This window comes from Arthrobacter sp. SLBN-122, from assembly GCF_006715165.1.
GTDB lineage: Bacteria > Actinomycetota > Actinomycetes > Actinomycetales > Micrococcaceae > Arthrobacter.
Map to the genome: position 1 here is coordinate 2961638 of NZ_VFMS01000001.1, position 12616 is coordinate 2974253.

9 protein-coding genes and 1 rRNA gene are annotated in these 12616 nt (G+C 64.0%); 8 read left to right on the forward strand and 2 right to left on the reverse strand.

Features of this window, described 5'->3' with window-relative positions; genetic code table 11:
* Positions 1–27 precede the first annotated feature (27 nt).
* On the forward strand, positions 28–717 hold the full coding sequence (locus tag FBY36_RS13815) for a DUF624 domain-containing protein (protein WP_142120251.1): 690 nt from the start codon (positions 28–30) through the stop codon (positions 715–717).
* Positions 718–720: 3 nt separating this feature from the next.
* On the opposite strand, the gene FBY36_RS13820 is transcribed toward FBY36_RS13815, so the two are convergent.
* Positions 721–3099, reverse strand: a complete 2379-nt coding sequence (locus tag FBY36_RS13820; RefSeq protein WP_200830498.1) for a glycoside hydrolase family 3 N-terminal domain-containing protein — start codon at positions 3097–3099, stop codon at positions 721–723.
* A gap of 240 nt (positions 3100–3339) precedes the next feature.
* Here FBY36_RS13820 and FBY36_RS13825 point away from each other — a divergent pair, with 240 nt between their 5' ends.
* From FBY36_RS13825 to FBY36_RS13840, 4 genes are read left to right on the forward strand one after another with little or no spacing between them, the layout of a single operon-like run.
* Positions 3340–4470, forward strand: a complete 1131-nt coding sequence (locus FBY36_RS13825) for a Gfo/Idh/MocA family protein (RefSeq protein WP_142120254.1) — start codon at positions 3340–3342, stop codon at positions 4468–4470.
* A 23-nt stretch (positions 4471–4493) separates the two neighbouring features.
* Complete coding sequence (locus tag FBY36_RS13830) at positions 4494–5474, forward strand: PmoA family protein (protein ID WP_142120256.1); 981 nt, start codon at positions 4494–4496, stop codon at positions 5472–5474.
* Positions 5475–5477: 3 nt separating this feature from the next.
* Positions 5478–6209: a cupin domain-containing protein gene (locus tag FBY36_RS13835; RefSeq protein ID WP_142120258.1), complete on the forward strand. Its 732-nt coding sequence runs from the start codon at positions 5478–5480 to the stop codon at positions 6207–6209.
* Between the two features lie 36 nt (positions 6210–6245).
* Positions 6246–7271: a LacI family DNA-binding transcriptional regulator gene (locus FBY36_RS13840; RefSeq protein WP_142120260.1), complete on the forward strand. Its 1026-nt coding sequence runs from the start codon at positions 6246–6248 to the stop codon at positions 7269–7271.
* Positions 7272–7345: 74 nt separating this feature from the next.
* Here the strand turns inward: FBY36_RS13840 and FBY36_RS13845 are convergent, their stop codons facing one another.
* Positions 7346–7738: a VOC family protein gene (locus FBY36_RS13845; protein ID WP_142120262.1), complete on the reverse strand. Its 393-nt coding sequence runs from the start codon at positions 7736–7738 to the stop codon at positions 7346–7348.
* A 281-nt stretch (positions 7739–8019) separates the two neighbouring features.
* Between FBY36_RS13845 and FBY36_RS13850 the strand changes: the two genes are divergently transcribed.
* The 3 genes from FBY36_RS13850 (at position 8020) to FBY36_RS13860 (ending at position 12371) form a co-directional block, all read left to right on the forward strand.
* Entirely contained in the window at positions 8020–9408 is a 1389-nt protein-coding gene (locus FBY36_RS13850; RefSeq protein WP_142120264.1) for a GmrSD restriction endonuclease domain-containing protein, read from the forward strand.
* A 63-nt stretch (positions 9409–9471) separates the two neighbouring features.
* Positions 9472–10197, forward strand: a complete 726-nt coding sequence (locus FBY36_RS13855) for a PASTA domain-containing protein (protein WP_235008835.1) — start codon at positions 9472–9474, stop codon at positions 10195–10197.
* A gap of 652 nt (positions 10198–10849) precedes the next feature.
* Positions 10850–12371 (forward strand): 16S ribosomal RNA (locus FBY36_RS13860).
* Positions 12372–12616 lie beyond the last annotated feature (245 nt).

The window sequence follows — 12616 nt, forward strand, 5'->3', positions numbered from 1 at the left end:
CTGTCAGCAGTGACCGAAAGGCAGTCAGTGGTTCAGAAGAAGGCGGAGTACGGTGCCGGCCCCCTGTTCAGGGCGGCCGGCACCGTGGCCGGCGTGATGATGGGCTCGGCCCTGCTGGTGCTCGCCAACGCACTGCTGCTGGTGGCACTGCCCGCGGTGCCACTGGTTGGGGCATTGTTGCCCGTCGTCGCCCTCCTCCCGGCGGGACCGGCCCTGGTCGCATGCATGTATGCGTTCAACCGGCTGCTGGCCGGGCAGGAGACTGCGGTGTACCGGGACTTCCTGCGGGGCTACCGGATGAATGCCGGCCAGGCCGTCAAGATCTGGACGCCGTACCTGCTGGTCCTGGCCGTGGTCGGCGTCAACCTGGCAGGGCTGCCCTTCCTGCTGGGTCCTGCCAATCCCGTCGAACCGGCCCTGCGGCTGGCGTTGCTGGTCCTCGGACTGCTCGTGGCCACCGCGGGCCTGAACGCGCTGCTGCTGTTGTCCCGCTTTTCGTTCCGAACCAGGGACCTTTACCGTCTGTCCCTGTACAGCTTCAGTGCAAGCAAACGCGTCTCCTTGGGCAACGCCGGCATCCTCTTCCTGGCCGCAACCCTGCTGCTGATGACCACCACGTACCTGCTCCCCGTCCTCGGCGGCGCGGTGGTGTTCCTGGTGTGCCTGAACTCCCGGCCGCTGCTGCGCCTGGTGGAGGAGAAGTTTACCGCTGCCTAGGACCTATTGCTGCGTCACCGTCACCGGCGTCAGCATCTCCCGCCCGTAACCCACCACGCGGCGCCCGCCTTGCAGGATTACCTCGTGTGTGTGGACGTCTGCGGTGCTGGAGGTTGCAACATGAAGTTTCACCACGCCCGGCGTCACCACCCGCTTCAGGTCCACACCCGTAAATGATGTGCGGTCGGCGTGCACCCTGAACTCCACCCGGGCCGATGCGCCGGAAGCCAGTTCCACCCTGGCGTAGCCAATCAGCTCCCGGACCGGCCGGACCACCTCGCCCACCGGGTCCTCCAGGTACAGCTGCACCACTTCGGCGCCGTCGGCCGGGCCGGTGTTGGTCACCTTAAGTGCCACGGCGACGGCATCCGCGGTCGACATGGTGGGCGCACTGGCCGCGTGGTCGGAGAACTCGAACGAGGTGTAGGAAAGGCCGTGGCCAAAGCCGAACAATGGCGAAGGGTCCAGTGCGCTGACACCGGATGGTCCGGCCAGTCGGCTGTGCAGATAGGTGCCTGGCTGTCCGCCGGAGGTTCGAGGTACCGAAACCGGCAGTTTGCCGGACGGGTTCACGGCCCCGGTCAGGACGTCCCAAAGCGCTTCCGCTCCCTCCTCGCCGGGGAAAAAGCCCTGGATGATGGCCCCGGCCCGGTCCGCGAAGTCGCCCAGGGCGTACGGCCGGCCGCTGAGGACCACGACGACGGAGCGTGTCCCCGCAGCCTGGGCTGCGGAAAGCACCTGGTCCAGCATGCGGTGCTGGTCACCGGGTAGTTGAAGGGCCGCTGCGTCATTGCCTTCACCCGATGTGCCGCGTCCGAAGAGGCCTGCGTTGTCGCCCACCACGATCACGCAAGTGTCCACCGAGGCTGCAATGTGGCAGGCCTCCTCAATCTGTTCGTCAGTGATGGTCTCGCAGGTGCCGGTTGCCGCGCTGCGCAATGATCCGAATCGTTCCCTGCCGGCCGCGGCCACGGTGGGAACCCGGATGCCCATGGGTACGTCCGGGTGGGACGCGCCCACATGCGCGTCAAAGGAGTAGCAGCCCAGCATGGCGAACGGATCTTCCGCCAGTGGCCCCACCACGCCAAGTGATGCCAGCGCCTGGGCGGGCAGCGGGAGGCTTGGACCGCCGTCGTGCATCCTGTTGGTCAGCAGCACCAGGGACTGGGCGGCCATCTCGCGGGCCAAAACGCGGTTGCCGGCCGGGTCCAGGTCGATGGCTCCGGATGCAAGGACCGGGGGAGCGGGGTCAAAATCCGGTGCGAGCAGCCCGGCCTCCTGCTTCTGCCGCAGCACGCGGCGAAGGGCGGTGTCCACCAGGGATTCGGAAACCTCGCCGGACCGCACGCGTTCCAGCAGTGGCCTGCCGTAACAGTTCACCGTTGGCAACTCCACGTCGACGCCAGCTGTGAGGGCAAGGGCAGCTGCCTCCCCCGAATCGGCGGCCACGCCGTGGGTTACGTTCAGGAAAGCGACGCCGAAGTAGTCCGCCACCACCGTGCCGGCGAATCCCCACTCCTCGCGCAGCAGCGAGGTGAGCAGGGCGCGGTTGGCGGCTGCAGGGATGCCGTCGGTGTCCGTGTAGGCATGCATCACAGAGCGGGCGCCGCCATGTTTGAGTGCCATCTCGAACGGTGGGAGCATCACGTCCGCCAACTCGCGCGGGCCCATGGACACTGGAGCGTGGTTCCGTCCGGCACGCGAAGCGGAATAGCCGACGAAGTGCTTGAGCGTTGCCACGATCCCGGCCCCTTCCAGGCCGGAGACATAGGCGCTGGCCACCGTGCCCACCAGATAGGGGTCCTCGCCGATGGTTTCCTCCACGCGGCCCCAGCGCAGGTCGCGTACAACGTCCAGCACGGGAGCCAGTCCCTGGTGGACTCCAAGCGCCCGCATCTGCTCACCGATCAGCCCGGCCATCCGCCGCACCAGCGACGGGTTAAAGGTGGCGCCCCACGCCATCGGGACGGGGAAAGCGGTGGCCTTCCATGCAGCCAGGCCGGCCAGGCATTCCTCATGCACCTGGGCAGGGATCCGGAAACGGGAGGCAGCCATGATCTGTTCCTGCGCTGCGGCAAGCCGCCGGGCGCCCTCAAGTGGTTCCAAAGGGACTGTGCCGTACATCCGCGTGATCTGCCCTAGCCCCGACGCGATCATCTCCTCCCAGGAGCGGGAATCTCCGGCCATCTCGTTCTGCAGCGGCGCCACAGAGTCCCCGTCCGTGGACGCGTTGACCCACACGCCTGCCAATTGGGCCAGCTTCTCCTCCAAGGTCATGTGAAGGACGAGATCATCAATGGAGGGACCTTGGGCGTGTTCACCGGGGTTCTTGCCGACGGTTGGTGAGGGGATGACGTGCTTTTCGGCGGCACCGCTGGTCACGGGCGTCTCCTGTTCGTAGGACTTTTCTAAGAAAGTATCAGAAACTTAATGTTAGTTTCTAGGTGTAAAGGCATTGACCCGTACCCAAAAAAGCTCCTACGTTAGACAGCGGAACCGGTGAAAAAGGCAGAAATGGCCAGTGAAACTTTGAGAACCGCTTGGAAAGTTTCCATTCCCTATTGAGGCAAGTGAGCCGGCACCTTCGGACCTACCAACATTCACTGCAACGACGGAGAGAACATGCGGACGTACAGAGTGGCCATTGTCGGAACCGGCGGGATTGCGGCGGTCCATGCGGACAACCTGGACCGGACGGACGGCCGGGCACAACTCGTGGGCGCCTGCGACGTGGACCAGGGACGGTTGGACGCGTTCGCGGAGAAGCACGCCATCCCAGGCACCTACCTGACCCTGGGCGGCCTTCTGGCAGAGGCCAGGCCGGACATCGTCCACCTCTGCACTCCGCCCATGTTCCACATCGACCAGGCCATGGAATGTCTCGAGGCAGGCGTCCACGTCCTATCCGAGAAACCCCCGGCGCTGAGCCTCGCGGACTTCGACCGGCTTGAGACCGCACAGGCAAAGGGCGGAGCGCAGTTCTCCTGCGTATTCCAGCACCGTTTCGGAGATGCAGCAGCCGCGGCGAGGCAACTTATTGGTGGAAATGAGTTCGGCCGTCCCCTGGTGGCACGATGCGACACACTCTGGTATCGGCCGGACAGCTACTGGGACCTGCCCTGGCGGGGTACCTGGAACGCCGAAGGCGGAGGACCCACCATGGGTCACGGCATCCACCAGTTCGATCTGCTCCTGCACCTGCTGGGGCCATGGGAGGAAGTGACCGCCGTCGCCGCCCGGCAGGCGCGGGCCACCTCCACGGAGGACCTGTCGGCCGCCATTGTCAGGTTCCGTAACGGTGCCGTGGCCACCATGATCAACTCGCTGCTCTCGCCCCGGGAAACCTCCGACATCCGGATCGACTGCGAGTTCGCAACCGTGGAACTGAGCCACCTCTACGGCTACAGCACAGACAATTGGACCATCACCGCGGCGCCGGGCCATGAGGACCAGGTCGCAGGAGCCTGGAACGGCGTGCCCCTGGAACGCGGAAGCGGACACTCGGCGCAGTTCCTGGCCATGTATGACGCGCTCGACGCCGCACTCCCACTCCCGGCCGGCTCCGCCTCCGCACGGCAAACGCTGGAGCTCGCGGCCGCTGTTTACGCTTCCGCTTTCACCGGGCGGGCAGTGCGGCGGGGCGAAATTGTTCCCGGCCACCCGTTTTATGGCGGGATGGACGGCGACGGGATGGGCACCCATGTGTTGGACGCCACCGCACTTAACCGACCCGCCGTCGACGCCGCTGTCTGAACCCACACCAAGGAGCCACCAGCATGACCACCCCCACGTCAACCGCACGATCTTCCGTGTCCCCTGCCGGGCTCGGTTTCGAGGACGATGGAACTGCCCTGACCGTCACCGCCAGCGGCCGGCCCATCGCCACCTACACCTACAAGCCGAAGGACGAACAGTACGAGAGCCCCCGGCCGTTCTTCCACCCGCTCACCACCCTGGGCGGGGACGTGGTGACCATTTCACGCCCCTGGGACCACGTCTGGCACAAGGGACTCTCCTGGGCACTGCCCAATGTGGGTAAGCACAACTTCTGGGGCGGGGCCACCTACACACGCGCCACTGAGTACGCCAACCTGGACAACAACGGCGCCATGACCCATGGGTCCTTTACGGGCATCGACCAGTCCGGCGCCGGCATTACGGCGTCGGAATCCCTGACCTGGACCTCACAGGAAGGGGAACCGGTAATCAAGGAGAGCCGCCGGTTCAGCTTCCAACTGCTTGAGGACACGGTGACGGACGGCAGCGAAACCGAAGGGGCCTACGCCATCCTCTTTGAGACCAGGATGAGCAATATCTCCGGCGAGGAGATCCGCATCGGCAGCCCCACCACGGAAGGCCGGCACAACGCCGGATATGGCGGCCTCTTCTGGCGGGGCCCCCGGTCCTTCACCGGCGGCGTGTTCCGCAACAAGGAGGCCACCGGTACGGATGAATTCATGGGCACCCGCTCACCGTGGATCGCCTTCACGGGCAAGCATGACCTCACATGCAGGTCCTCCACCATCGCGTTCGTGGAGGACGGCACCAACCCCGGTGCACCCAATCAGTGGTTCGCCAGGTCGTCCATCTTCGCCTGCCTGGGATCGGCCCCCTTCTTCAGTGAGGAGGTGCCCCTCCACGAGGGGGCGCCGTTGACGTACCGCTACGCCGTGGTGATTGCCGACGGCGGCGTGGATGCCGACCGCGCCCAGGCGCTGGCGGATGCTGCACAGGCAGCGCTTCGCAGCTGGGCGTAGAGCATGGGCTCCACTTTTCCCGGTGCAACGGGGCTCTCCGAGATCAGCATTTATGACTGGCCGGGCGCTGACGGCGCCGCCGGCGGGTCGCCGCACGTGCATACCGCCTCAACCGAGGCATACGTGGTGCTGGAAGGTGCCGGGCGGCTGGAGACGCTGGATTCACGTGGCTTCACGTCCATCCCCTTGGTTCCGGGCGTGGTCCTTTGGTTCACTCCCGGCACCGTGCACCGGGCCATCAATGATTCGGGCAACCTGAGGGTCCTGGTGGTCATGCAGAACGCGGGGCTGCCCGAGCACGGTGACGCCGTGATGACCTTTCCGCCCGAGCACCTCGCGGACGCGGAAACCTACCGTCGTGCGGCGGCTTTGGAGCAAAAAGATACCGACGTAGGACTCGCCGCAGGGGAGGAAGCCGCGCGCCGCCGTCGTGATTTGGCGCTCGAGGGCTACTTTGCGCTGAAGCAGGCCGTGCTTGCCTCCGGCCCGGCAGCCCTCGCGGAGTTCCACGCAGCGGCAGCCCGGCTGGTGGCTGACAGGACCGGGACCTGGGGCGAACTGCTCGCCGGGGGAGCAGCCCGTCAGGCGGAGGTCACCCGGCAGCAACTGGCTTCCCTGGACTTGGCAGAAAGTGCCTATCTGGGGAACGCGCGAACTACGATGGGAAAACGGGAAAACCGCAGAATTTACGGCATGTGCGGCCGGATCCAGACGTGGGAACTTTCCGATAACTAGCACCGGGCGCATGACCCGGGTGAAAGGGCGGTTTCCGTGGTGAGCAAGCAGGACACCAGGCGCGCGACGATCAGTGAGATCGCACGTGAGGCAGGGGTTTCGGTTCCCACTGTGTCCAAGGTGCTGAACGGGCACGCCCATGTGGCGGCCGAGACCCGGGCCCGGGTGGAGGAGATCATCGCACGGCGCGACTATGCCCGCCGCCCCGCCAAACGCAGGCAGAAAGCCGGCCTGGTGGATCTGGTGTTTCCGGGACTGGGCTCGGAGTGGGCGCTGGAGATCATCGAGGGTGTGGAACGCGTGGCACAGGACGCGGGCTACGGAACCGTGGTGAGCAGCCTGAACCTGGACGGCTCGCGCATCCGGCCCTGGCTGGCCAACCTAGCGGAGCGGAAATCGGACGGGCTGCTCATGGCCGTCTACCAGCTGGACGCCAAGCAGATCCAGCGCGTCAAATCCCTGGGAATACCCGTGGTGCTGATCGATCCCGTCGGCCAGCCCGGACCGGACCTGATGACTGTAGGCGCCGCGAACTGGGAGGGCGGCTACTCGGCCACGGACCACCTGCTGCAATTGGGGCACAAACGGATCGCCATGATTGGCGGCCGCGAGGACCTGCAGTGCAGCAGCGCCCGCGAAGACGGCTACATCTCGGCACTGCGGCGCGCGGGCATAGCCCTGGACCCGGCGTTGATGGTTCCCGGCGACTTTTCCATCGAGGCGGGGGAGGCAGCCACGCGCAAACTCCTGGAGCTACCGGACCGGCCGACGGCGATTTTCACCGGCAATGACGACCAGGCCCTCGGTGCCTACCGGGCTGCGCGCTCTGCCGGGCTGCGCATTCCGGAGGACCTGTCCGTCGTCGGCTTTGACGACATTCCGGCTGCCGAGTGGATCGAACCCGGACTGACCACCATTAGGCAGCCAGTGGTTCAGATGGCCGAAACCGCCATGCGGGCCCTGCTCCGGCACCTGGATGGGGACGAGGAACTGCCACAGCGGATCGAACTTGGCACGGAGCTGGTAGTCCGGGGCTCCACAGCGCCGCCGGCCAAAAAGTAGCCAGCCCCTCCCGACGCCCGCTCACTTTTGGCAGCGTTTCCGCCGACGCCCGCGCACTTTTTGGGCAGCCGCATCTATGGTTTGTGTACGTCCCGGATGTCCGGCGGTGTCTGGCCCTGCATGACCCAGCGGTTGCCGTCCGGATCGCTGAAGTAGGCGAAGAGGACCCCGCCGAGGTCCTGGATCTCGCTGATGTCCGCGCCCCGCCTGACCAGTTCGGTTCGGACATCGGCGATGTCCGGGACCACCAGCTGCAGCCCTTCCAGGCTGCCCGGTGCCATGGTGGTCATCCCGGTGCCGATGACCACTGATGTGGCCGAACCCGGGGGAGTCAACTGGACCACCCTCATGCCCGGGATGTGCTCCACGTCGTGGTCCAGCACGAAGCCCAGCTTTTCTGTATAGAACGCCTTCGATCTGTCGACATCGGAAACCGGGACCTGGACAACCTCGAGCCGCATCTGCATCCGGCCACTCTATCTTTACGTCCTGTCCCAGGGAATGGCCGGTGCGTAAGCGGGTTTTGGCATTATGAATGCCACAAATTGTTAAGCACTGAAACCGTATTGCGTCGGCCTTTCCTCAAGGTCCCATCAAGACTGGCTGAATGTTGGCCCAGGACGCTTCGGGCAGCCGTTTTCAGCCCGCATCGGCCAATAAACTCATGGCGATGAGTTTGCCGGGCTAAGCAGCAGGCCCGGCAAATGTGGGGTCCCTTTTATGGGGACCCCTCGAAAATGGGGAAAGAATGTCCGACTACGAAACCCTTTCAGGGTTTGTTCCGCCTTCGCCGGCACCGAAGCCGCCGCGGAACCCACGCATTTCAACATTCATTGTTGCCAGCCTCACCGCACTCTTCATGCTCTTGGGATCACTGAGCGGCGGCATCGGCGGAGCCCTGATGTTCCTGGGCATTTCGGCTGCACTCACGGGCCTGTACGTCCTGCTGACAGGGCGGCGTTCCTGGGCCTGGCTCCCGGCAAAACGCAAGGCCGGCGCCGTTGCGCTCGCCGCGTCCTTCGCCCTCTTCATTGGCGGGGCTGTCGCGTTGCCGCACGTCGCCAGCGCGGACTTGAAGGCGGCATCCTCGGGGAGCACCGCGAAGGCAGCGCCCACCAATGCCAGCCCAACCGCAACAGCCAAGGCATCGCCGTCGTCCACCCCTACTCCCACCGCTGACAGCGGTGGGGAGCCCCTGGACCCGGAGACCCCTTACGTCCTTGCGGCCGGCGTCACCGCCACCGCCCCCAACGCCCAGCCCGCTTACGCCACAAAGGCGACCGAGCTGCTGGCCACCCTTCCCATCAAGGGCCGGGCGCCGAAGACCGGCTATGACCGGGCGCAGTTCGGCCAGGCGTGGGCGGACGTGGACCGGAACGGCTGCGATACCCGCAACGACATCCTCAAACGCGACCTCTCCGGTATCACCTACACGAACAGTGTTCCCTGCAAGGTCCAGACGGGGACCCTGGCCGATCCCTACACGGGCAAGACCATCAGCTTTGTCCGCGGCTCGGGCACCAGCACTGCCGTGCAGATCGACCACGTGGTGGCGCTCAGTGACGCCTGGCAGAAGGGCGCCCAGCAGCTGAGCACGGAGCAGCGGACGGCGTTCGCCAACGATCCGCTGAACCTGCAGGCCACCGATGGTCCCATCAACCAGCAAAAGGGCGACGGCGACGCGGCCACCTGGCTGCCACCGAACAAGGCCTTCCGGTGCGAGTACGTGGCCCGGCAAATCTCGGTGAAGGCAACGTACGGGCTGTGGGTCACGCAGGCGGAGCACGACGCTATGGCGCGCATCCTTGGCGACTGCTCCGGGCAGCTGGCCCCGACGAACCAGCAGGCTCCGGCTCCCGCGCCGGCAGTGGCTGAACCGGCTCCTGCCGCGGTTGCTCCTGCTCCCGCACCGGTTGCTCCTGCACCGGCTCCGGTCGCACCCGCTCCTGCACCCGTTGCACCCGCCCCCGTCGCGCCAGCTCCGGTGGCACCGGCGCCAGTGGCACCGGCACCTGCCGCCGCTTACTACGCCAACTGCGCTGCGGCGAGAGCTGCCGGTGCTGCGCCGCTCTACGCCGGCCAGGCCGGCTACCGGTCCGCCCTGGACCGTGACTCCGACGGCATCGCCTGCGAGTAGGCCCACCTTGTCCGGATTCTCCGGACGCACCTTTACCACCATCACGCATTCCTAGGGGGAATCATGAAAGTAAATCCCAGTCCTGCACTCACCAGGATGAACAAGACGCTGGCGCTGGCTGTGCTGGCCGGCCTGATGCTGACGGGTTGCGGCGGCAAGGAAGCGGCAACTCAGACCACCGCAACGGCAACCGCTGTGGCTGCGGTTGCGGAGAATGTTGCCGTTCCCGGCGTAACCGGCCTGACCCTGGACAAGGCCACGGAGCAGCTGGAAAAGCTCGGGTTCAAGGTTGAGGCTGTGGACACCGTCAAGGGCAAGTCGATCGTCCTCAAGAAGAACTGGGAGGTGACAACCCAGGACCCCGCCAACGGTACACAGGCCGCGAAGGGCTCCACCGTGCATCTTGGTGTCAGGAACCTCGACGACGTGGCCGCTGAGAAGGCTGCTGCCGAAAAGGCCGCAGCTGCCAAGATTGCGGCCGAGAAGGCTGCAGCCGATCAGGCAGCCGCGGCGAAGGCTGCCACTGAGAAGGCCGCAGCGGATAAGGCTGCTGTGGACCAAGCCGCTGCCGATCAGGCTGCCGCCGCAAAGGCTGCAGCTGACCAGGCCGCGCGGACCGCGGCTGCTCAACAGGCAGCGCAGGCACCAGCACCAGCGCCGGCAGCTGTGGGAGGCGCAACGCCCGGGGCCTTTTGTTCACCTACGGGATCGGTGGCGCTGAGCAGCAAGGGAGTTACCTACACCTGCAAGCCGTCTGCTACGGATTCACGTTCACGGTGGCGGCAGTAGCTGAACCAGCTAAGACGAGCCGCGGTGCCTCCTTTTGGGTGGTGTCCGCGGCTCGTCCAGTTTAAGAACTACTGCAGGACAGGAAGCCCCGGAGGGGGAGAAACGGGGGCCAGGCGTTCTGTGCTGCAGCACACAGAAGGGAATTACGACGGCGGGAGGTGGCTGGGAGCTTCAGTGAGCGTTCCTGCCCCGGAATTCCGCGGAATTTGAGTCACCAGGGGTCGATTTGCGGTGGGGGTTGTGTGCGGGTATTGTTTTCTGAGTCGCCGCCGCTGAAGCGGAAAGATAGCGGCCAACCCCCTTACCAGACAGCCTGAAAATGGTTCGCCTCTTGGCGTGCCGGACGTGGGTGGGGCCGGTTTCAGAGTAGAGAAGATCGCGGAAACGCTGATTTGCGAAGCTCCTTGAAACCGGGTAAGTTTGGAAAGTTGCTCCGGAGCGATCCTGAACGGAATGTTTGGGTGGTGCCGGGTGTGTCTGTTGTTTGAGAACTCAATAGTGTGCCAAGTTTGTTGATACCGATTTTTTATAAAATTGGTTGAATTTGCTGTGCCGCCACCTCGTGGTTGGCATGGTTTTTACAGCTGGTTTCAAATTTTGTGCAGCCGTGGTCGCCGTTATTTCCGGTGGTTGTGGTTGTGTCTGTTTTACTTCAACGGAGAGTTTGATCCTGGCTCAGGATGAACGCTGGCGGCGTGCTTAACACATGCAAGTCGAACGATGAAGGGAGCTTGCTCCTGGATTAGTGGCGAACGGGTGAGTAACACGTGAGTAACCTGCCCTTGACTCTGGGATAAGCCTGGGAAACTGGGTCTAATACCGGATATGACTGACTATCGCATGGTGGTTGGTGGAAAGCTTTTGTGGTTTTGGATGGACTCGCGGCCTATCAGCTTGTTGGTGGGGTAATGGCCTACCAAGGCGACGACGGGTAGCCGGCCTGAGAGGGTGACCGGCCACACTGGGACTGAGACACGGCCCAGACTCCTACGGGAGGCAGCAGTGGGGAATATTGCACAATGGGCGCAAGCCTGATGCAGCGACGCCGCGTGAGGGATGACGGCCTTCGGGTTGTAAACCTCTTTCAGTAGGGAAGAAGCGAAAGTGACGGTACCTGCAGAAGAAGCGCCGGCTAACTACGTGCCAGCAGCCGCGGTAATACGTAGGGCGCAAGCGTTATCCGGAATTATTGGGCGTAAAGAGCTCGTAGGCGGTTTGTCGCGTCTGCCGTGAAAGTCCGGGGCTCAACTCCGGATCTGCGGTGGGTACGGGCAGACTAGAGTGATGTAGGGGAGACTGGAATTCCTGGTGTAGCGGTGAAATGCGCAGATATCAGGAGGAACACCGATGGCGAAGGCAGGTCTCTGGGCATTAACTGACGCTGAGGAGCGAAAGCATGGGGAGCGAACAGGATTAGATACCCTGGTAGTCCATGCCGTAAACGTTGGGCACTAGGTGTGGGGGACATTCCACGTTTTCCGCGCCGTAGCTAACGCATTAAGTGCCCCGCCTGGGGAGTACGGCCGCAAGGCTAAAACTCAAAGGAATTGACGGGGGCCCGCACAAGCGGCGGAGCATGCGGATTAATTCGATGCAACGCGAAGAACCTTACCAAGGCTTGACATGAACCGGTAAGACCTGGAAACAGGTCCCCCGCTTGCGGTCGGTTTACAGGTGGTGCATGGTTGTCGTCAGCTCGTGTCGTGAGATGTTGGGTTAAGTCCCGCAACGAGCGCAACCCTCGTTCTATGTTGCCAGCACGTGATGGTGGGGACTCATAGGAGACTGCCGGGGTCAACTCGGAGGAAGGTGGGGACGACGTCAAATCATCATGCCCCTTATGTCTTGGGCTTCACGCATGCTACAATGGCCGGTACAAAGGGTTGCGATACTGTGAGGTGGAGCTAATCCCAAAAAGCCGGTCTCAGTTCGGATTGGGGTCTGCAACTCGACCCCATGAAGTCGGAGTCGCTAGTAATCGCAGATCAGCAACGCTGCGGTGAATACGTTCCCGGGCCTTGTACACACCGCCCGTCAAGTCACGAAAGTTGGTAACACCCGAAGCCGGTGGCCTAACCCCTTGTGGGAGGGAGCTGTCGAAGGTGGGACTGGCGATTGGGACTAAGTCGTAACAAGGTAGCCGTACCGGAAGGTGCGGCTGGATCACCTCCTTTCTAAGGAGCACCTACAAATCGTTCATGCCGCGTATGTGGTGGTGGGGGTTTGTCAGGAAGCAAAGCCCGTTGCGCAGACGCAAGTTCTGCGGCGGGTGCTCATGGGTGGAATATCAACAAATAGCGGCCGCGTTGTTTTCTTCTTGTCCTAGTACGAGCCAGTGATGGTTCTGGAACGGTGGGGGAGTGATGGCATGGTTTAGTGTTTGGCACACTGTTGGGTCCTGAGGCAACAGGGCCATGGG